The organism is Streptomyces sp. NPDC001194 (assembly GCF_042896985.1).
Taxonomy (GTDB): Bacteria; Actinomycetota; Actinomycetes; order Streptomycetales; family Streptomycetaceae; genus Streptomyces.
Genome location: NZ_JBIAXU010000008.1, coordinates 161,206 through 181,866, shown reverse-complemented (window position 1 = coordinate 181,866; position 20,661 = coordinate 161,206). Strand labels below are relative to the sequence as shown.

Here is a 20,661-nt window from a genome sequence, read left to right as displayed (position 1 = left end):
ATCGGGAACGCCGACAATGGCAGCCATGCGCACCCTGACGGCCGTGGGCCACCGAGGCGATCCCTACCGTGCCCGTGAGAACACCCTGCCCTCGATCCGCTCCGCCTTCGCGCGCGGGGCGGACGCGGTGGAGATCGACGTACGGCTGACCCGCGACGGGCGGCCGGTCCTGCTCCACGACGAGACGCTCCAGCGGCTGTGGGGCCATGACGTGCGGCTCGACGCCGTCACGGCCCCGCAGCTGAAGGAGCTGACGGACGGCGGGATCCCGACGCTGCGCGAGGCCCTGATGGCGGCCGGCGCGGGCCGGGTGATGATCGACCTGCCCGGAGCCACGGCGGAGGCCGTGCGGACGGTCGTCGGCCAGGTACGGGAGTGCGGGGCCCGCGACCGCACGTACTACTGCGCCGGACCGGACACGATGCTGGCCGTGCGGGCCGCCGACCCGGGCGCCGAGATCGCGCTGACGTGGACCACGTCGGCGCCACCGCGCCGGGTGCTGATCGACGCGGTGGCGCCGTCCTGGCTCAACTACCGCTTCGGGCTGGTGGACCGGGAGCTGACGGACGCCCTGCACCGGGAGGGCCTGCTGGTGTCGGCCTGGACCGCGGACACGACCTGGGCGATGCGCAGGCTGATCGCGGCCGGGGTGGACTCCGTCACGACGAACCGGGTGGACGCACTGGCCCGCGTCCGGGCGGAACTCGGCGTACCCGGCCGGTGATACGGGCCTGGGGGGAGCGGGTCCGGCGCGCGGACCGGCGCTGGCAGGACCTCGGACTGACGCTGCTGGTCCAGGTGGCGACGACGATTCCGTTCGTCGTGCCGCGGGATCCGCTGGATTCGCCGGCCACCTGGCAGGCGTACCTGCTGACCACGCTCGGCAACCTGCCGCTGGTGTGGCGGCGGCGGGCGCCCCTGGCGGCGATCTTCGGGATGGTCGCGGCCGGCTCGCTCTACACGCTGGCGCTGGACGGCCCCGGGCAGCCGCTGCCGTACGCCCCGCTGATCGGCGTGTACACGATGGCGCTGCTGTGCCCGGCCCGGGCGCGGATCACCACGGGCGCGGTCCTGGCCGGGCTGATCCCCGTTTCCGTGGCGCTCAACACGGGGACCGCCAGGGAGCTGCTGTTCGCGCTGTTCGTCTTCGCGGCGGCGTACGCGCTGGGGCGGCTGCAGTACACCCGGCAGGCGTACACGGAGGCCGTCGAGGCGCGTGCCGCGGAGCTGGAGCGGGCGAACCGCATCGAGGCGGAGCAGGCGGCGGCGCGCGAACGGGCCCGCATAGCACGGGAGATGCACGACATCCTCTCGCACGCGGTCAGCATCATGATCGTGCAGGCGGAGGCCGGTCCGGTGGCGGTGCGCAGGGCCCCGGAGCGGGCGGAGGCGGCCTTCGACGCGATCGCCGAGACGGGGCGGGACGCGATGGCGCAGCTGCGGACCATGCTGGGGGTGCTGCGGACGGACCGGGCGGAGCAGGAGGCGGCTCCGCGGTCGCCGCAGCCCGGGATCGCGGAGCTGCCGGGGCTGCTGGAGCGGGTCCGGGGCAGCGGGGCGCGGGTCTCGTACGAGCGGACGGGCGCGGTGCGCCCGCTGCCGGCGGCGCTGGAGGCCACGGTGCACCGGGTGGTGCAGGAGGCGCTGACGAACGTGGTGAAGCACGCCGGGGCGTCGACCGCCTCCGTCCGGCTGGAGTACGGGCCGCGGGCGCTCACGGTGACGGTGACGGACGACGGGCGGGGTCCGGGACGGGCGGCCACCGACACCGCCTCGGGCACCGCCACCGCGACCGCGGGCGGGCACGGGCTGATCGGGATCCGGGAGCGGGCGGCGGCGCACGGCGGTACGGCGGAGTACGGTCCCGGACCCGGCGGCCTCGGCTTCTCGGTCCGCGTCGTCCTGGGGGTAGCCTCGCCGCTGGAGGTGGGGCGTTGACGATCCGTGTGGTGGTGGCGGACGACCAGGAGCTGGTGCGCAGCGGCTTCGCGATGATCCTGGACGCACAGGAGGACATCGAGGTGGTCGCGGAGGCCGGGAACGGCGCGGCGGCGGTGGCGGCGGTGCGGGAACTGCGGCCGGACGTGGCGCTGCTGGACGTACGGATGCCGGTGCTCGACGGGATCGAGGCGTGCCGGACGATCTCGGCCGGGAGCTCGTGCCGGACGGTGATGCTGACGACCTTCGATTCGGACGAGTACGTCTACGAGGCGCTGCACGCGGGGGCGAGCGGATTCCTGCTGAAGGACGTGCGGCGGGACGATCTGGTGCACGCCGTACGGGTGGTGGCGGCGGGCGATTCGCTGCTGGCGCCCTCGGTGGCGCGGCGGCTGATCGAGGAGTACACGGCGGCGACGGCGCGGCCGGCGGCCGCGGGGGCTCTCTGCGCTCGGCGGCTGGAGGTGCTGACGGCGCGGGAGCGGGAGACGCTGCTGCATCTGGGGCGGGGGCTGTCGAACGCGGAGATCGCCGCCGCGCTGGTGGTGAGCGAGCACACCGTGAAGTCGCACGTGGGCAACGTGCTGGCGAAGCTGGGGCTGCGGGACCGGATCCAGGCGGTGATCTGCGCGTACGAGACGGGCCTGATCGGGGTGGGGACGGGGGCCGGGGCTCCGGCCGGGACCTGGGCCGGCTCGGAGGTATCTCCCTCTGGGGAGTGAGGGGCGGGCGGACTGGTCCCTCTCGCCGGTGAGTTGTCGTACCGGTGGAGACCCCTCTTGGTGGTGATGCGCGGGAAACTCTCTGGCCTGCAGCATTGAGTCATCGGGGGCCGCTGGGGCCCGGATGACTCGCAGGGGGTTCCGCCATGAAGGCACGTACGCGCACGCTGATCGCCACCGCCTTGGTCCTGGGCGTCGCGGCCGGTCCGGCCGTCGCCCACGCCGCTCCGGCGCCGGATCCGGCGCCCGGCACGGCGACCGCGCCGGCGGCGGCCGGTTCTGTGAAGCCACCCCTCTACACGACCCCGCCCGATGCGGCGGCGTTGCGGAAGGCGATCGCCGGTGTCGGCCCCGGCAACAAGGACGCGACGGCCGCGCTGGTCCGTGTCGGTGGTACGAGCGGCCGCTGGGTGGGCAGTTCCGGCGTGGCGGATGTCCGCACGGGGCGCAAGGCGTTCGACGATGCCCGGTTCCGGGCGGGTTCGGTGACCAAGACCTTCACCGCGGCGGTGGTCCTCCAGCTGGCCGCCGAGGGCAGGGTCGACCTGGACCGGCCGGTACAGCAGTACCTGCCGGGGCTGCTGCCGTCCGGCCCGCACGGCTTCGAGCCCATCAGCGTGCGGCAGTTGCTGAACTACACGAGCGGCATCGCGGCGGCCGAGGGTCCGGGGGACTCGTTCGAGGCGCAGTACGCGCACCGGTTCGACGTGGTCGACCCGCACGCGCTGATCGCCGAAGCCGCGGCGAAGGGGCCCGAGTTCAGGCCGGGTGAGAAGCAGCACTACCTCAACATCGACTACACGGTCCTCGGCGTGCTGATCGAGAAGCTGACGGGCACGTCGTACGAGCAGGCCCTGTCCGCCCGCATCCTGCGGCCGCTGGGCCTGCGCCACACGTCGGTCCCCTCGCGTACGGAGAACCGGCTGGCGGGCCCGCACCACCACGGCTACCAGGCGGTGGCCGAGCCCGGCGGCGGGAGCCGGCTGGTGGACGTGACGGAGTGGAACTCCTCGTCCAACTGGGCTGCCGGGGACCTGATATCGACCACGGCGGACCTGGAGAGGTTCACCCAGGCCCTGTTCGCCGGCCGGGTGGTGCCGAAGGCGCAGCTGGAGGAGATGTTCACGGTGCCGGCGGTGGCGGACTTCGAGTCCGGGGAGGACGCCGTGCAGACCGCGGGGATGAAGCGGTTCGTCCTGGCGGACGGCACGGAGGTCTACGGCAAGACCGGCTCCCGGTACGGCTACAGCACCGTGATCGGCGGGGCGCGCGACCTCTCGCGCACGCTCGTCTACTCGGTCAACTCCACCGATGCCAAGGGCCGGGAGATGAACCAGGTGGCCTACGGGATCGTCGCGGCGGCCTTCGCCCGGTAGTCGTCCGCCGGCAGCGCCTCGAGGCGCTTGATCATGCGGCGGAGCACCAGCAGGGGTATGACCCCGAAGACGCCGAACGAGATGTCGATGAGGCTCCACCCGAAGGGGATGCCCCGGATGGGGCCGCAGATCAGGGCGAGCGGGATCACGCCGGCGCAGGCGATCATGCCGGCCTCGACGATCCAGATGTTGCGGACGGGGTCGCGGTGGACCCCGTAGAAGAAGACCGCGATCACCAGGTGCGCGAAGGCGAGCCAGTCGGTGCCGTAGAGGAGGAAGGGGTGGTCCCGGTCGGCTTGGTCCAGCCCGTCCCCCACCCGCCGCAGCCACGCGTGGGACACCAGGGAGTTGGCCCAGTGGAGTTCGCTGACGAGGGGGAAGGCGGTGAGGCCGCTGAGCACGAGGCAGACGATGAACAGGACCAGCCAGGCACGGATCCGCCGCTGAAGGGCGCTTCTCTCGCTCATGGAAGGAAGCCTACGCCTGTTTCTGAACGCGTTCAGCCAAATTCCTGAACATGTTCAGTTCCGCGACGGGATCGTGATCGTGATCGTTCCGGTGTCGCCCGGCGCTCAGAGTCCGACGATGGCGTTCCAGCGCTGGGCGAGGGAGCGGCGCTCGGCCGAGGAGATGTCCCGGGCCACGACGAGCCGCTTGCGCATCTCCTCGTCGGGGAAGATCAGCGGATTCTCGGCGAGTTCGGCGGTCTCCTTGTCCTCCGAGGCGGCCAGCACCTCGCGGGCGGCCGGGACCGGGCAGACGTAGTTGACCGCGGCGGCGAGCTCGGCGGCCACCTCGGGCTCGTAGTAGTAGTCGACCAGGGCCTCGGCGTTGGCCTTGTGCCGGGCCAGATTGGGGACGAGCAGGCTCTCCGCCCAGAGCTCGGCGCCCTCCTCCGGGACCACGAACCGGATGTCGGGGTTGTCGGCCTGGAGCTGGATGGCGTCGCCGGAGTACGCCTGACAGGCCAGGACGTCGCCCTTGCTCAGATCGGAGGTGTAGTCGTTGCCGGTGAAGCGGCGGATGTGCTTCTTCTTCACCATGCCCTCCACCCGGTCGCACATCCGGTGGAAGTCGGACTCGGTCCAGCGGGTGACGTCCACGCCGTCGCCCTGCATCAGCAGGGCGAAGGACTCGTCCAGACCGGAGAAGAGGGTGACCTTGCCGGCCAGGTCCGGGTGCCACAGGTCCTTGACGGATTTGATCTCCCGTCCCAGCGCCTTGCGGTTGTAGGCGATGCCGGTGATCCCCGACTGCCACGGGACGGTGTGCAGGCGGCCCTCGTCGAAGGCGGGGGACCGCAGCTGCGGGTCGAGGTGGGCCGCCACGTTGGGCTGCGCGGAGCGGTCCATCTTCTGGGCCCATCCCAGGTGGACGAAGCGGGCGGCCATCCAGTCGCTGACCACGACCAGGTCGTGGCCGGTCTCCTGGTGGTTCATCAGGGCCGGGCTGACCTTGCCGAAGAACTCGTCGTTGTCGTTGATCTCCTCGGTGTACCGGACCTCGATGCCGGTCTTCTCCGAGAAGGCGTCCAGCGTGGGCCTGCGCTCCTCGTCCTCGTCGTCGGTGTCGATGTAGAGCGGCCAGTTCGAGAAGGCGACCCGCTTGTCCCGGTCGGAGCGGTCCGGGCCCTCCCGCCGGTCCTCGGGGACGAAAGCGGCGGGCACGCCGCAGCCGGTCAGGGCCGCGAACAGGCCGGCGGCACCGAGGCCGCGCAGCGCCGCGCGGCGGGAGAAGGCGAGTTCAGGCATGGGCAAAGCCTCGGCGAACGGAGGAGGGCGGGCAATAGACATGTTGTCTACTGCCCGCCCTCTCAAGCCCCTTCGGTGATCGATGCGGTCCCCGCGGAGACCGATCAGCCGTCGAGCGAGGTCATCACGTGCTTGATGCGGGTGTAGTCCTCGAAGCCGTAGGCGGAGAGGTCCTTGCCGTAGCCGGACTTCTTGAAGCCGCCGTGGGGCATCTCGGCGACGAGCGGGATGTGGGTGTTGATCCACACGCAGCCGAAGTCGAGGTTCTTGGACATGCGCATCGCGCGGCCGTGGTCCTTGGTCCACACCGAGGAGGCGAGGGCGAACTCGACGCCGTTCGCGTACTCCAGGGCCTGGGCCTCGTCCGTGAAGGACTGGACGGTGATGACGGGGCCGAAGACCTCGTTCTGGATGATCTCGTCGTCCTGCTTGAGGCCCGAGACCACGGTCGGGGCGTAGAAGTAGCCCTTGTCTCCGACCTGGTGGCCGCCGGCCTCGACCTTGGCGTGCGCCGGGAGGCGCTCGATGAAGCCCGCGACCTGCTTGAGCTGGTTCGGGTTGTTCAGCGGGCCGTAGAGCACGTCCTCGTCGTCCGGCCGGCCGGTCTTCGTGTCGGCGGCGGCCTTGGCGAGGGCGGTCACGAACTCGTCGTGGATGGACTCGTGCACGAGCACGCGGGTGGCGGCGGTGCAGTCCTGGCCGGCGTTGAAGTAGCCGGCGACCGCGATGTCCTCGACGGCCTTGGCGATGTCGGCGTCCTCGAAGACGACGACCGGGGCCTTGCCGCCGAGCTCCAGGTGGACGCGCTTGACGTCCTTCGAGGCGCTCTCGGCGACCTGCATGCCGGCGCGCACCGAGCCGGTGATGGAGGCCATCGCCGGGGTGGAGTGCTCGACCATGGCCTTGCCGGTCTCGCGGTCGCCGCAGACGACGTTGAAGACGCCCTTGGGCAGCACCGAGTCGATGATCTCGGCCATCAGGACGGTCGAGGCCGGGGTGGTGTCCGAGGGCTTGAGCACCACGGTGTTGCCCGCGGCGATGGCCGGGGCGAACTTCCACACGGCCATCATCATCGGGTAGTTCCACGGCGCGACCTGGGCGCACACGCCGACCGGCTCACGGCGGATGATCGAGGTCATCCCGTCCATGTACTCGCCGGCCGAGCGGCCCTCCAGGAGGCGGGCCGCACCCGCGAAGAAGCGGATCTGGTCCACCATCGGCGGCAGCTCCTCGCTGGCCGTGAGGCCCAGCGGCTTGCCGGTGTTCTCCGATTCGGCGGCCACGAGCTCGTCCGCGCGCGCCTCGAAGGCGTCCGCGATCTTGAGCAGGGCCTTCTGGCGCTCCGACGGGGTGGTGTCGCGCCAGCCCGGGAACGCGGCCGCGGCGGCGGCCATGGCGGCGTCCACATCGGCCTGGCCGGAGAGCGGGGCGGTGGCGTACACCTCGCCGGTGGCGGGGTTGACCACCTCGGTGGTCCGCCCGTCGGCGGCGTCCTTGAACTCTCCGCCGATGTAGTTGCGCAGACGACGCAGTTCGGTGGTCACTCCAGCCACACTCCTGATCACATGTCCAACGATTGAGACGAATCCCAATCCTAGCCCCAAGGCGGACGCTTTCGGCAGGGCCGGATGCCACCAACTACGAAATCAGTGAGATCCAGGATGCCAAACAACGGATTTCATCGATTCCGTCTTGCGGAACAGACGACTCCTCGTGCACAGTGAGGTCGTGGTCAGTCGAAGCGCAGATTCCAGGAACAGACAACCGTCCCCTTCGGTCGATGCTGTGTCCCTGGCGATCATCGAGCAACTGCAGGAGGACGGGCGCCGTCCCTACGCAGCGATCGGCAAGGCCGTCGGCCTGTCGGAGGCAGCCGTGCGCCAGCGCGTGCAGAAGCTGCTCGACCAGGGCGTCATGCAGATCGTCGCCGTCACCGACCCGCTCACCGTGGGCCTGCGACGCCAGGCCATGGTCGGCATCAACGTCGAGGGAGACCTCGACCCGGTGGCCGACGCACTGACCCAGATGGCCGAGTGCGAGTACGTGGTCATGACCGCGGGCTCGTTCGACCTGATGGTGGAGATCGTCTGCGAGGACGACGACCACCTGCTGGAGACGATCAACAAGAAGATCCGCGCGCTCCCCGGCGTGCGATCAACCGAAAGCTTCGTTTATCTGAAGCTGAAGAAGCAGACCTACATGTGGGGAACTCGATAGCCCGTGAGCCAGGACCTCTCCAAGACCGCGTACGACCACCTGTGGATGCACTTCACCCGCATGTCGTCGTACGAGAACTCCCCCGTCCCCACCATCGTGCGGGGTGAGGGCACCTACATCTTCGACGACAAGGGCAAGCGCTACCTGGACGGTCTCGCCGGACTGTTCGTGGTCAACGCCGGTCACGGCCGCAAGGAACTGGCCGAGGTCGCCTACAAGCAGGCGCAGGAACTCGCGTTCTTCCCCATCTGGTCGTACGCGCACCCCAAGGCCGTGGAGCTCGCGGAGCGCCTCGCCGACTACGCCCCGGGCGACCTGAACAAGGTCTTCTTCACCACCGGTGGCGGCGAGGCCGTCGAGACCGCGTGGAAGCTGGCGAAGCAGTACTTCAAGCTGCAGGGCAAGCACACCAAGTACAAGGTCATCTCCCGTGCGGTCGCCTACCACGGCACCCCGCAGGGCGCCCTGTCCATCACCGGTCTGCCGGCCCTGAAGGCCCCCTTCGAGCCGCTGGTGCCCGGCGCGCACAAGGTGCCGAACACCAACATCTACCGCGCCCCGATCTACGGCGACGACCCCGAGGCCTTCGGCCGCTGGTGCGCCGACCAGATCGAGCAGGAGATCCTGTTCGAGGGCGCCGACACCGTCGCCGCCGTCTTCCTGGAGCCGGTGCAGAACGCCGGCGGCTGCTTCCCGCCGCCGCCCGGGTACTTCCAGCGGGTCCGCGAGATCTGCGACGAGTACGACGTGCTCCTCGTCTCCGACGAGACGATCTGCGCCTTCGGCCGCCTCGGCACGATGTTCGCCTGTGACAAGTTCGGCTACGTGCCGGACATGATCACCTGCGCCAAGGGCATGACCTCGGGCTACTCCCCGATCGGTGCCTGCATCGTCTCGGACCGCATCGCCGAGCCGTTCTACAAGGGCGACAACACCTTCCTGCACGGCTACACCTTCGGCGGACACCCGGTGTCCTCCGCGGTGGCGCTCGCCAACCTCGACATCTTCGACAAGGAGGGCCTCAACCAGCACGTGCTGGACAACGAGGACGCCTTCTTCTCGACGCTGAAGAAGCTGCACGACCTGCCCATCGTCGGCGACGTCCGCGGCAACGGCTTCTTCTACGGCATCGAGCTCGTCAAGGACAAGGTCACCAAGGAGTCCTTCACGGACGAGGAGACGGAGCGCGTGCTCTACGGCTTCCTCTCCAAGGCGCTCTTCGAGAACGGCCTGTACTGCCGGGCCGACGACCGAGGCGACCCGGTCATCCAGCTGGCCCCGCCGCTGATCGCGGACCAGGGCACCTTCGACGAGATCGAGGGGATCCTGCGCTCGGTGCTCACCGAGGCGTGGACCAAGCTGTAAAGAGCAGTGCCGACGAGCAGTAAATAGTCCGAACCACACGGCCCGGATCCCCCGTTCGAGTGAGAACGCGGGGGTCCGGGCCGCGTGCTGTCACCATCCAAGACGTTCATCTCTTTACATCTCATTGCGGCGCCAGTGACCGAACCGGTTCCGCTTCGTTCCCCCGGACGGAGGTGTACGCCATGGTGGCTCCACCGGACAACGCCCCACCGGACAATGACGTCCTCTGGGCACGGTCCGTTCACTACTCCCACAGCGGTTCGCCCGGCCTCATCGGAGTCTCGGTGGGCGTCCGCCAGGGCGAGGTCCTCGCCCTGACCGGCCCCCGCGGCAGCGGGAAGACCACCCTGCTGCGCTGCCTGTCCGGACACCTCGTGCCCGAGCAGGGCGAGATCTGGTTCAACAGCGTGCCCGTCCACACCATGGGGGCCCTGGCCCGCGAACGGCTGCGCCGCGACCGCTTCGGCTGGATCGGCCCCGATCCCCAGCTGCTGCCCGAGCTCAAGGTCTGGGAGAACGCGGCCCTGCCCCTTCTCGTCTCCGGCGCCTCCCACCGCTCCGCCAAGGCCGCCGCCTGCGAATGGCTGGACCGGCTCGACATCGGCGCCTTCGCCCGCAAGCGCCCTGCGGCGCTGACCCGCGCCGAGTCCCAGCGGGTCGCCCTCGCCCGGGCCCTGGTCAAGGAGCCCGCGGTCGTCTTCGCCGACGAACCCACCGCCCCGCTGCACCGCGCCGAGCGCGCCCTGCTGCTCCGTACGCTCACCACCGCGGCCCGCTCGCACGGGATCACCGTGCTGCTGGCCACCCACGAGGAGGAGAGCGCGGCCGTCGCCGACCGCCGGGTCGAACTGCTCGACGGCAGGCCCGCCGCGGCCGCGGCCGCCGTCAGCGCCGCCATCGGCGTGGGCGGCGTCGGCGGCCCGTCCGACGAGACCCCGGAGGGCCAGGCAGCGTGCTCGCTCTCCGCCTAGTCCGCGGCTCCCACCCGCTCGTTCAGCTGCGCCGGCTGCTGGTCGCCGCCGCGAGCGCCGGAACCGGATTCGTCCTGCTGTACGTGCTCGCCGGAGCCACCGCCCGGCCTGCCGGATCGTTCCCGCGCCTGCTGTGGGCCCTGGTCCCGCTCGCCGTCACCGTGCAGTTCGCGGTCGCCGTCGCCCGGACCGACCCCGCGACCCGGCCCCGGGAAGGACTGGACGCGGCCGGGCTCGGCCCCGTGCAGCGCGTGCTCGTCGCGGCGGTCTCCACCGCCGTCGCGTGCACCCTGGGCAGCGCCCTGGCCCTGGCCGCCTTCCTGCACCTGCGGGGCGAGCTGACGGGGCTGCCCTTCGACGGAGCCGGGGCCGGACTGCTGCACGCCGACCGGCCGCTGCCCGTGGCGGCCGCCCTCACCCTGCTGGCCCTGATCCCGCTGAGCGCCTGCACCGCCGCGGCCCTCGCCCTGCGCCCGCACCCGCCGCTGGCCCCGCAGACCGCCCTGCCCTGGGGCATCGCCCTGACCGCCTGCGGACTGGCCGTCGAGGCGTACGCGGGCCCCGGCGGCGCCGGGATGCCGGCCGGCTGGGCGCTCACCGCCGTCGGGCTCTCCCTCGCGGGACCGGGAATCGCCTACGCCTGCGGGGCCCTGGTCCAGGCGGTCCGCCCCGGCGCCATGCGGCTGCTGGCCGGGCGGACCCTCCAGGAGGAGGCGCCACGGCTGGGCCGGCCCCTCGGGGTGCTGTGCGCGGTCGGCGCGGGCGCCCTCACCGCGCTGGCCCTGCGCGGACGGGGCGGCTTCGGCGTCCCGCTCGGCCCGCTGACCGGACCGGCCTGCGCCCTGGTCGTGCTGTGCGCGGCCGCGACCCTGCTCACCCGGGCCGTCGAAGTCCGCCAGGACCGCTCGGCGACCCATGCGGCCCTGCGCGACCTGGGCACTCCGGGCACGGTCCTGCGTACGGCCGCGACCTTGCGCGCCACCGCCCTGGTGGCCGTGTGCGGACCCGTCGTGTGGGGTGTGGCACAGCTGACGTCGCTGGCATTGACCCGCTGACGAGGGCAGCCCATAGGGTGGGCCGAATGGTCAACGCAGACATCGAGATCGAGACGCTCGCCGAATTCGACCGGGTCGCGGCCCGCGGCTCGCTCAGCGGCTACCGGGTCCAGTCGGTCAACCTGCTGGAGCGCACCTTCGCCCTGCTGTCCGCCGACACCTCCGCGGCCGTCTTCCTCGGCTGCCCGATGGAGCCCGACGCCTCGGCGAAGGTGCGCGCGGACGGCGCGCTCGTCTTCCCGCCCGTCCCGGACCTGCCCTTCGACCCCTACCGCGGTCTGCTGTACACGGCCGACGAGCTGTTCACGGGACTGTCCGCCGGATACGAGGCCACCCCCGACGCCCAGTCGTACGCCTGGTTCCAGGAGACCAAGGCGGACGGCGACGTCTTCTCCTCGATGCTGCGGTCCGTCCACGACGACGCGATCTCCGACGCCCTCGACGAACACCTCGCCGGCGCCCGGGTGGTGGGCGTCATGGGCGGCCACGCGATGGCCCGCGGCGGCCTCGACTACCAGGGCGCGGCGGAGCTCGGACGGGAACTGGCCCGGTCGGGACTGACGGTGGCCACCGGCGGCGGCCCCGGCGCGATGGAGGCGGCCAACCTCGGCGCCTACCTGGCGCCCGCCCCGGACGAGGCCCTGCCGGAGGCCCTGGAGATCCTGGCCAAGGCCCCCTCCTTCGCCCCCTCGGTGTCCGACTGGGCCCGCGCGGCCTTCGCCGTACGGGACCGCTGGCCCGATGGAGGGGACTCGGTGGGCATCCCCACCTGGTTCTACGGGCACGAGCCGCCGAACGCCTTCGCCGGTCACATCGCCAAGTACTTCGCGAACGCCATCCGCGAGGACGGGCTGCTGGCCCGGTCCACCGCGGGCGTGGTCTTCCTGCCGGGCGCGGCGGGCACCCTCCAGGAGATATTCGACAACGCGACGCCGAACTACTACGAGTCGCGGGGCGAGCCGACCCCGATGGTCCTGGTCGGACGTACGCACTGGACCGAGCACCTGCCGGCGTGGCCGCTGCTGCGGGCGCTGGCGCGCGGCCGGGCGATGGAGTCGCGGATCGCGCTGGTCGACTCGGTGGAGGAGGTCCCCGCCGTACTCGCACGGATGAACGCGGGGAATGAGACGAAGTAGAGGGCGGCCCGAGGCAACTTCCCGGCCCGATCGCACGTCTGCCATAGGTAATCAAAAAGCAAAACCTGCCAGACGTGAACGGAGCCCTCGGTGCTCATAGGCCTGCTGACCGCGATCGCGGCGTCCATCTGCTACGGCACGGGGTCCGTCCTCCAAGCCGTGGGCTCGCGCAGGGCGGCCCGGATGTCCCCGGCCGCCGCGGGGGTGACCGCGCACGGCGGCCCGAACCTCTCGTCCACCGCGAAGGCGGCGATGACGTGGGAATTCATCGTCGGCACCATCCTGGACTTCGTGGGCTTCGGGCTGGGCGCGCTGGCCGCCCGGCTGCTGCCGCTGTTCCTCTCCCAGACGGTGATCAGCGCCAACCTGGTGATCACGGCCGTCCTCAGCGTGAAGATGCTGGGCATCCGGCTGACCCGCAAGGAGTGGACCTCGATCGGGGTCGTCTGCGCGGCCCTGGTGCTGCTGGCGACGGCGGCCGGCCACGAGGGCGGCCACCACGCCCCGATGTCCACGCACTGGTGGCTGTTCGCGGTGACCCTGCTGATCATCGCGGGCGGCACGGTGGCCGTACGCCTCCTCGGCTCCCGGGCCGCGATCCTGGCGGGCCTGCTGTCGGGCCTGGCCTTCGGCGCGCTGGGCGTCGGCGTCCGGATCCTCGACGGCATCGACCCGTTCGACCTGGGCACGCTGCTCGCCGACCCGGCGCTCTACTCCATCGTGCTGGCCGGTGTCGGCGGCATGTACCTGCACACCGTCGCCCTCCAGATCGGCTCGGTGAACGGCGCGACCGCCGCGCTGGTCGTCGGCGAGACCGTACTGCCGGGCGCGATCGGCGTCCTGTGGCTGGGCGACGCCTCCCGCCCGGGCCTGGCCTGGCTGGCGGTCCTCGGCTTCGTCCTGGCCGTCACGGGCGCGGTGGCGGTCGCCTGGTACGGCAACCACGAGGGAGCGCAGAGCCCGGCGGAGGAACCCGCTCCCGCCGGGGTCTGAGGCGCGCGGTCCGCAGCTCGCCCCGGGCCTCCCGAGCCCGTCCGGCGGGTGAGGACCGGGCCGGGCCGGGCCCGGGGAGCGGTGGAGGGCAGGGCCGGGAGTGGGGCTCCCGGTGGCTACGCCGCCGGAAGCACGACCACCTCGGCCGGGGCGAAGGCGACCGCGACCCGGTCCCCCACCTCCGGCGCACCGGCCAGCCCGCACTCCGCCTCCAGCTCCGGCCCCGCCTCCGGCCGCAGCCGCAAGGCGACGTGCGTGCCGCGGAACGTCCGCGCGAGCACCTCGCAGCGCAGTCCGTCGGCGTCGAGCACGACTCCGGCCGGCCGGATCAGAATGCGCCGCTCCCCTTCCGGCGACCCGGCCGGCACCCGCACCTTCCCCCACGCCGTCGCCGCGGCCCCGCCCGCCACCACCGCCGGGATCACGTTCTCGAAGCCGAGGAAGCGCGCCACGAACTCCGAAGCCGGCCGCTGCCACACCTCCAGCGGGGTCCCGGCCTGCGCGATCCGCCCGTCGCGCATCACCACCACCCGGTCGGCCAGTGCGAAGGCCTCCCCCTGGTCGTGCGTGACGGCCAGCACCGTGGTCCCGAGCCGGGAGAACAGCCCCCGCAGCTCCACCACCAGCCGCTCGCGCAGCCCCCGGTCGAGCTGCCCCAGCGGTTCGTCCAGCATCAGCAGCCGCGGCGAGGGGGCCAGCGCCCGGGCCAGGGCGACCCGCTGCTGCTCGCCGCCCGACAGCGAAGCCACCGAGCGGCCCTGGGCCCCGGGGAGCCCGACCAGCTCCAGCAACTCCGCGACCCGTGCCTCGTACGCGCCTCGCCCGGGCCCCGGCGCGAACCCGCGCCCGGAGCCCCGCATGCGCAGCCCGAACGCGACGTTCCCGCCCACGTCCCGGTGCGGGAACAGCTGGTGGTCCTGGAACATCAGGCCGACCCCGCGCCGGTGCACCGGCACCTTGGCCTGGTCCGCCCCGCCCAGCAGGACCCGCCCCGCCGAAACGGGCTGGAGCCCGGCCACCACCCGCAGCAGGGTGGACTTGCCGCTTCCGCTGGGCCCGAGCACGCACACGGTCTCGTGCTCGGCGACGTCCAGGTCGACCGCGTCGACGACGGCACGCTCGCCGAAGCGGACCGAGACCCCGGCCAGTTCGAGCAACGTCATCAGAACTCTCCCGAGGTCTTGTCGGGGCGCAGCCGCTCCAGCACCAGCAGGGACACCGCGCACACCAGCATCAGAATCGTGCTCAGGGCCATCGCCTGCCCGTAGTTCATCTCACCGGCCCGCCCCAGCAGCCGTGCCACGGCCACCGGCAGCGTCGGCCGGTCGGGCCGGGCGATGAAGACGGTCGCGCCGAACTCCCCCAGGGAGACGGCGAAGGCGAAACCGGCCGCGATCAGCAGCGCCCGCCGCACCAGCGGCAGGTCCACCTCCCGCCAGGCCCGCAGCGGCGACGCCCCGAGGACGGCGGCGGCCTCGCGCAGCCGCGCGTCCACCGCACGCAGCACCGGCAGCATCGTCCGCACGACGAAGGGCACTCCCACCAGCGCCTGCGCGAGCGGCACCAGGATCCACGAGGTCCGCAGATCCAGCGGCGGCTCGTCCAGGGTGATCAGGAATCCGAAGCCGACCGTCACCGCCGACACCCCGAGCGGGAGCATCAGCAGCGCATCGAACCCGCGCACGAACCGGCCCGCGCGCCGGGTCAGTGCCGCGGCCGCGAGCCCCCCGACGCCCAAGGCGATGGCGGTGGCGGCGAGCGCGTACTGCAGGGAGTTCCAGATGGCCTCCAGCGGGGGCACCAGGAACGTTCCGCCACCGGCGCCCGCGTCCTGGAGCGCCCGGTAGAAGCCGAACCCGTACCCGCCGGGCGCGTCGAGGGAGCGTTCCACCAGCACCGCCAGCGGGGCCACGATCAGCAGCGCCACCGTCAGCAGCACCCCGCCCAGCAGGGCCCGCTGCGCCGGCCCGCTCGGCCGGTGCCCGGTCCGCGCCGGGTCCACGAGCCGCAGTGCGGTCTCGCGCCGGCGCACGGTCCAGGCGTGGATCCCGAGGATCAGGCCGACCGCCACGAACTGGACCATCGTGAGGACGGCGGCCGTCGGCAGGTCGAGCAGCTGCGCGGTCTGGCGGTAGACCTCCACTTCCAGGGTGGCGTACGAGGGCCCGCCGAGGATCTGTACGACGCCGAAGGAGGTGAACGTGAAGAGGAACACCATCAGCGAGGCGGCGGCCACCGCCGGCCCGAGCGCGGGCAGCGTCACCCGCCGCCAGGCGGCGAACCGCCCGGCGCCCAGCACCCGGGCGGCCTCCTCCTGGCGCGGGTCCAGCTGCGCCCAGAGCCCGCCGACCGTCCGTACGACGACGGCGTAGTTGAAGAAGACGTGCGCGAGCAGGATCGCCCACACGGTCGTGTCCAGCCGGACGCCCCACAGCTCGTCCAGCAGTCCGCCGCGCCCGACCAGTGCCAGGAAGGCGGTGCCGACCACCACCGTCGGCAGGACGAACGGGACCGTGACCACCGCCCGCAGCAGCTGTTTGCCGGGGAACTCGAAGCGCGCGAAGACGTACGCGCCGGGGAGTGCGATCAGGAGCGTGAGCACCGTGGATGCGAACGCCTGCCAGGTGGTGAACCAGAGCACGTCGGCGATGTCGGGCCGGCTCAGCACCTCGCCGATCCGCCCGAACTGCCAGCCCTCGTCGGTCTTGAGCCCTCGGCCGACGATCGCGGCCACCGGATAGGCGAAGAACAGCCCGAAGAAGGCGAGCGGCACGGCCATCAGCAGGAGCCGGACGGCCGTACCGCGTGCGCTCTCGCGTCCTACTTCACGACGAGCGCGGACCATGCCTTGACCCACTGCTCACGGTTCTTGGCGATGGTCTCGGGAGCGACGTTCTCGGGCTTCTCGACGACCACGCCGTGCTTCGTGAACAGCTCCGGCAGCTTGGCGTCCTTCACCACCGGGTTCACGAACATCTGGAGCGGCATGTCCTCCTGGAACTTCTTGCTCACCAGGAAGTCGAGGAGCGCCTTGCCGCCCTCCTCGTTCTTCGCGCCCTTGAGCAGGCCCGCGAACTCGACCTGGCGGAAGCAGGTGCCGGTGGCCACGCCCGTGGGGGCCTCGGCCGGCTGCGGCTCGCCGTACAGGACCTCGACCGGCGGGCTGGAGGCGTACGAGACGACCAGCGGCCGGTCGCCCTTGGCCTTCTTGCCGCCCGCGGAGCCGGAGAAGCGCTCGTTGTAGGCCTGCTCCCAGCCGTCGACGACCTCGACGCCGTTGGCCTTGAGCTTGCTCCAGTAGTCCTTCCAGCCCTCTTCGCCGTACTTGCCGACGGAGGCGAGCAGGAAGCCGAGGCCGGGCGAGGAGGTCGCCGCGTTCTCGGTGACCAGCAGGTTCTTGTACTCCGGCTTGACCAGGTCGTCCAGCGTCTGCGGCGGGGCGATCTTCTTGTCGGCGAAGTACGCCTTGTCGTAGTTGACGCAGATGTCGCCGGAGTCGACGGGCGTGACCCGGTGCTCCTTGTCGAGCACGTACTCGGGCTTCACGTCCGCGAGGCCCTTGACCTCGTACGGCGTGAAGATGCCGTTGTCGAGGGCGCGCGAGAGCAGCGTGTTGTCCACACCGAAGAAGACGTCGCCCCGCGGGGAGCCCTTGGTGAGGATCTCCTGGTTGAGGGCGGCGCCCGCGTCCCCGGACTTCAGGACCTTCACGGTGTAGCCGCTCTGCTGCTCGAACTCCTTGAGGACCGTGTCGGTCACGTTGAAGGAGTCGTGCGAGACGAGCGTGACCGTCTTGGACTTCGGTGTCTCGCCGGAACCCGCGGACTCGTCCTTGGCGTCGCCGCCGCCGCAGGCGCTGAGCGTGGCGACGCCGAGCGCGGCCGCGAGCGCCGCGCCCGCGAACTTCTTGGTGGTGCTCACTGGTGAATTCCTCCTGGGATGACCAGGAGAAGACGCGGCCCTGCCCGGCGCTCAGTGCGAGCGGTCGCCGGGCAGGGCGCAACAGCTTGAGTGATGACCGAACTTCCTACCCCGAATGACCGGGGCGAGGTTCAGAGGGTCTGCGGATGACGGTTACCGCACTCTCAGCGCTGTGGCGCTCCCCTGTCGGAATATGCAATTGGTTCGGCCACAGGGTACCCCGTGGCCGAATCGGGCCCGCGAAAACCGCAGGCTAGCGCTCCGAGGCCGCCAGCTGGCCGCACGCGCCGTCGATCTCCTGGCCACGGGTGTCCCGTACGGTCACCGGCACGCCGTGGCGGGCGATGGCCTCGACGAAGGCCCTCTCGTCCTCGGGGCGCGAGGCGGTCCACTTCGAGCCCGGCGTCGGGTTCAGCGGGATCAGGTTGACGTGGACGCGCTTGCCCTTGAGCAGCCGGCCGAGGAGGTCGCCGCGCCAGGCCTGGTCGTTGATGTCGCGGATCAGGGCGTACTCGATGGAGATCCGGCGGCCGGACTTCTCGGCGTACTCCCAGGCCGCGTCGAGGACCTCGCGGACCTTCCAGCGGGTGTTCACGGGGACGAGGGTGTCGCGCAGCTCGTCGTCCGGGGCGTGCAGCGAGACCGCGAGGCGGCACTTGAAGCCCTCGTCGGCGAAGCGCAGCATCGCCGGGACCAGGCCGACGGTGGAGACGGTGATGCCGCGCTGCGACAGGCCGAGGCCGTCGGGCTCGGGGTCGGTGAGGCGGCGGATGGCGCCGACGACCCGCTTGTAGTTGGCCAGCGGCTCGCCCATGCCCATGAAGACGATGTTGGACAGCCGGGCCGGGCCGCCGGGGACCTCGCCGTCGCGCAGCGCGCGCATGCCGTCGACGATCTGGTGGACGATCTCGGCGGTGGACAGGTTGCGGTCCAGGCCCGCCTGGCCGGTGGCGCAGAACGGGCAGTTCATGCCGCAGCCGGCCTGCGAGGAGATGCACATGGTGACCCGGTCGGGGTAGCGCATGAGCACGGACTCGACGAGGGTGCCGTCGTGCAGCTTCCACAGGGTCTTGCGCGTGGTGTCGTCGTCGCACGAGATGTGGCGGATGACGCTCATCAGGTCCGGCAGCAGCTCGTCGCGGAGCTTCTCGCGCGAGCCCGCCGGGATGTCGGTCCACTCGGCCGGGTCGTGCGCGTACCGGGCGAAGTAGTGCTGCGAGAGCTGCTTGGCCCGGAAAGGCTTCTCGCCGATCGCGGCGACCGCCTCGCGACGCTCCTCGGGGGTGAGGTCGGCGAGATGCCGGGGCGGCTTCTTGGCCCCGCGAGGGGCGACGAAGGTGAGCTCTCCCGGGACAGGGCGGGCCATGGCTGGTACTCCTCGTAAGACGAAAGGCGCGCCGCAGAAGCAGCGCGCCCTTCAAGAGTAACCGCCCGGACCCACCCAAAGCCTTCAGACGTACGTCGTCCCAGCTCAGCGGGGTTGCCCTGGTGAACCGCCCGTCGGCCGGAAGCCGCGGAGCCCGATTTTCAGCCGGTGCCGACGAAGGCGGCGAGCAGCAGCCACACCACCGGGGCGGTGGGCAGCAGGGAGTCGAGGCGGTCCATGATGCCGCCGTGGCCCGGGAGCAGCGTGCCCATGTCCTTGATGCCCAGGTCCCGCTTGATCATCGACTCGCCGAGGTCGCCCAGCGTGGCGCTGACCGCGACCGTGAGACCGAGCAGCAGGCCCTGCCACCAGACGCCGCCGTCGATCAGGAACTCCATGCACAGCGCGCCGGCCGCCATGGCGAAGGCCACCGCGCCGAACAGTCCCTCGCGGGTCTTGCCGGGGCTGATGCGCGGCGCCAGCTTGGTCTTGCCGAAGCGCCAGCCCACCGCGTAGGCACCGGTGTCGCTGACCACGGTCAGCAGCAGGAAGGTGACCACGCGCTCCGGACCGTCGTCGGCGGTGAGCAGCATCGCGACGAAGGTGGCCAGGAAGGGCACGTAGAACGCCGCGAAGACGCCGGCCGTGACGTCCTTGAGGTAGTCCTCGGGCGGCTCGGTCATCCGCCAGACCAGGACCGCCAGCGCGGTCAGGGCCATGGCGACCCAGGCGCCCTCGGCCCCCCGGACGTATCCGGCGATGACCATGGCGGCGCCGCCGACCGCGAGCGGGACGAGCGGCGCCTTGATGCCCTTCTTCTCCTGGAGCCGGGAGGTGAGCTCCCACAGGCCCACGACGACGGCGACGACGATGACGCCGACGAAGACCGCCTTGACGATGAACAGCGAAGCGAAGATCACCGCGCCGAGGCCGACACCGACCCCTATGGCGGCACGCAGGTCTCGCCCGGCCCGCTTCTTCGGCGGCGGGGGCGAGGGGTCCTGCGGTGCCTGCGAGGGCGGGGGCGGGGGGCTGGGCATGGGCTCCTGCGGCGGCGTCTCGGCGCGGAACGGGGGGCCGCCTTCGGCGGCGGCCCCCCGATCGCGTGCTTCCCGGTCGTCGAAGTCACGGCCGGCGGCATCGGGCACGATGGGCATGGGCCGAGTGTGCGGGCCCACCAGCGCATCGTATGCGGGACCCGCCGGAACCGGCTCCGTGGCCCAGGGAGAGTCGTTCATCAGACCTCGAGGAGCTCGGCTTCCTTGTGCTTGAGCAGCTCGTCGACCTGCGCGACGTACTTCGCGGTGGTGTCGTCGAGCTCCTTCTCCGCGCGGCGCACCTCGTCCTCGCCGGACTCCTTGTCCTTGACGAGCTTGTCGAGGGAGTCCTTCGCCTTGCGGCGGACGGCGCGGATCGAGACCTTGGAGTCCTCGGCCTTGGTGCGCGCGACCTTGATGTACTCCTTGCGGCGGTCCTGCGTCAGCTCGGGGAAGGTCACCCGGATGATGTTGCCGTCGTTGCTGGGGTTGACGCCCAGGTCGGAGTCGCGGATGGCCTGCTCGATGTTGCGCAGGGCGCTCTTGTCGAACGGGGTCACGATCGCCATGCGCGGCTCGGGCACCGAGAAGGACGCGAGCTGGTTGATGGGCGTGATGGCGCCGTAGTAGTCCGCCACGATCTTGTTGAACATCGCCGGGTGCGCACGACCGGTGCGGATCGCCGCGAAGTCTTCCTTGGCGACGACGACGGCCTTCTCCATCTTCTCCTCGGCCTCGAGGAGGATTTCTTCGATCACCACGTGCTCCTGCATGTCAGATATGGATGGTTCAGGCGGGCGGGGCGGGCTCGGC

General features: G+C 71.5%; 19 protein-coding genes and 1 riboswitch. Of the genes, 10 read left to right on the top strand and 9 right to left on the bottom strand.

The genetic code is table 11. From position 1 onward, the window contains the following. Nucleotides 1-16: 16 nt before the first annotated feature. The 4 genes from ACFY1T_RS19630 (at nt 17) to ACFY1T_RS19615 (ending at nt 4,036) form a co-directional block, all read left to right on the top strand. Nucleotides 17-724, top strand: coding sequence for a glycerophosphodiester phosphodiesterase (locus ACFY1T_RS19630; RefSeq protein ID WP_390789240.1), 708 nt, complete (start codon nt 17-19; stop codon nt 722-724). Next, on the top strand, nt 724-1,938 hold the full coding sequence (locus ACFY1T_RS19625) for a sensor histidine kinase (protein WP_390789282.1): 1,215 nt from the start codon (nt 724-726) through the stop codon (nt 1,936-1,938). Before ACFY1T_RS19630 ends, ACFY1T_RS19625 begins: the two co-directional genes overlap by 1 nt. Beyond that, nucleotides 1,935-2,660 carry a response regulator gene (locus ACFY1T_RS19620; protein WP_390789239.1) on the top strand — a complete coding sequence of 242 codons (726 nt, stop codon included), beginning with the start codon at nt 1,935-1,937 and terminating at the stop codon, nt 2,658-2,660. Before ACFY1T_RS19625 ends, ACFY1T_RS19620 begins: the two co-directional genes overlap by 4 nt. A 146-nt stretch (nt 2,661-2,806) precedes the next feature. Beyond that, nucleotides 2,807-4,036 (top strand): serine hydrolase domain-containing protein, encoded by a 1,230-nt coding sequence (locus tag ACFY1T_RS19615; RefSeq protein WP_390789238.1) that lies wholly within the window; start codon nt 2,807-2,809, stop codon nt 4,034-4,036. Here ACFY1T_RS19615 and ACFY1T_RS19610 read toward each other — a convergent pair. From ACFY1T_RS19610 to ACFY1T_RS19600, 3 genes are all read right to left on the bottom strand, one after another. Then, nucleotides 4,003-4,503, bottom strand: a complete 501-nt coding sequence (locus ACFY1T_RS19610) for a hypothetical protein (protein WP_390789237.1) — start codon at nt 4,501-4,503, stop codon at nt 4,003-4,005. The genes ACFY1T_RS19615 and ACFY1T_RS19610 overlap by 34 nt on opposite strands. Nucleotides 4,504-4,608: 105 nt before the next feature. Continuing rightward, entirely contained in the window at nt 4,609-5,787 is a 1,179-nt protein-coding gene (locus ACFY1T_RS19605; RefSeq protein WP_390789236.1) for a PotD/PotF family extracellular solute-binding protein, read from the bottom strand. 104 nt (nt 5,788-5,891) lie between these two features. Further along, nucleotides 5,892-7,331 (bottom strand): gamma-aminobutyraldehyde dehydrogenase, encoded by a 1,440-nt coding sequence (locus ACFY1T_RS19600; RefSeq protein ID WP_390789235.1) that lies wholly within the window; start codon nt 7,329-7,331, stop codon nt 5,892-5,894. A 169-nt stretch (nt 7,332-7,500) separates the two neighbouring features. On the opposite strand from ACFY1T_RS19600, the gene ACFY1T_RS19595 reads away from it, so the two are divergent. From ACFY1T_RS19595 to ACFY1T_RS19570, 6 genes are all read left to right on the top strand, one after another. Then, nucleotides 7,501-8,004, top strand: coding sequence for an Lrp/AsnC family transcriptional regulator (locus ACFY1T_RS19595; protein WP_030298396.1), 504 nt, complete (start codon nt 7,501-7,503; stop codon nt 8,002-8,004). Between the two features lie 3 nt (nt 8,005-8,007). After that, nucleotides 8,008-9,369, top strand: a complete 1,362-nt coding sequence (locus tag ACFY1T_RS19590; RefSeq protein WP_030162551.1) for an aspartate aminotransferase family protein — start codon at nt 8,008-8,010, stop codon at nt 9,367-9,369. 182 nt (nt 9,370-9,551) lie between these two features. After that, nucleotides 9,552-10,340, top strand: a complete 789-nt coding sequence (locus ACFY1T_RS19585) for an ABC transporter ATP-binding protein (protein ID WP_390789234.1) — start codon at nt 9,552-9,554, stop codon at nt 10,338-10,340. Further along, entirely contained in the window at nt 10,322-11,395 is a 1,074-nt protein-coding gene (locus ACFY1T_RS19580) for a hypothetical protein (protein WP_390789233.1), read from the top strand. The genes ACFY1T_RS19585 and ACFY1T_RS19580 overlap by 19 nt, the downstream gene beginning before the upstream one ends. A 26-nt stretch (nt 11,396-11,421) precedes the next feature. Then, nucleotides 11,422-12,531, top strand: coding sequence for an LOG family protein (locus ACFY1T_RS19575; protein ID WP_390789232.1), 1,110 nt, complete (start codon nt 11,422-11,424; stop codon nt 12,529-12,531). A gap of 90 nt (nt 12,532-12,621) precedes the next feature. Further along, entirely contained in the window at nt 12,622-13,524 is a 903-nt protein-coding gene (locus ACFY1T_RS19570; RefSeq protein WP_030859815.1) for a hypothetical protein, read from the top strand. A 116-nt stretch (nt 13,525-13,640) separates the two neighbouring features. On the opposite strand, the gene ACFY1T_RS19565 is transcribed toward ACFY1T_RS19570, so the two are convergent. From ACFY1T_RS19565 to frr, 6 genes are all read right to left on the bottom strand, one after another. Further along, on the bottom strand, nt 13,641-14,687 hold the full coding sequence (locus ACFY1T_RS19565) for an ABC transporter ATP-binding protein (RefSeq protein WP_390789231.1): 1,047 nt from the start codon (nt 14,685-14,687) through the stop codon (nt 13,641-13,643). Next, nucleotides 14,687-16,303: an ABC transporter permease gene (locus ACFY1T_RS19560; RefSeq protein ID WP_390789281.1), complete on the bottom strand. Its 1,617-nt coding sequence runs from the start codon at nt 16,301-16,303 to the stop codon at nt 14,687-14,689. The genes ACFY1T_RS19565 and ACFY1T_RS19560 overlap by 1 nt, the downstream gene beginning before the upstream one ends. 41 nt (nt 16,304-16,344) lie before the next feature. Continuing rightward, nucleotides 16,345-17,445, bottom strand: a complete 1,101-nt coding sequence (locus tag ACFY1T_RS19555) for a thiamine ABC transporter substrate binding subunit (RefSeq protein WP_390789230.1) — start codon at nt 17,443-17,445, stop codon at nt 16,345-16,347. An 85-nt stretch (nt 17,446-17,530) separates the two neighbouring features. Continuing rightward, nucleotides 17,531-17,640, bottom strand: a riboswitch (TPP riboswitch). Nucleotides 17,641-17,698: 58 nt separating this feature from the next. After that, nucleotides 17,699-18,811 (bottom strand): 23S rRNA (adenine(2503)-C(2))-methyltransferase RlmN, encoded by a 1,113-nt coding sequence (gene rlmN, locus ACFY1T_RS19550; RefSeq protein WP_390789229.1) that lies wholly within the window; start codon nt 18,809-18,811, stop codon nt 17,699-17,701. 161 nt (nt 18,812-18,972) lie between these two features. After that, nucleotides 18,973-20,049: a phosphatidate cytidylyltransferase gene (locus ACFY1T_RS19545; RefSeq protein ID WP_390789228.1), complete on the bottom strand. Its 1,077-nt coding sequence runs from the start codon at nt 20,047-20,049 to the stop codon at nt 18,973-18,975. Next, nucleotides 20,049-20,606, bottom strand: coding sequence for a ribosome recycling factor (frr, locus tag ACFY1T_RS19540; RefSeq protein ID WP_030162526.1), 558 nt, complete (start codon nt 20,604-20,606; stop codon nt 20,049-20,051). Before frr ends, ACFY1T_RS19545 begins: the two co-directional genes overlap by 1 nt. Between the last annotated feature and the right edge of the window lie 55 nt (nt 20,607-20,661).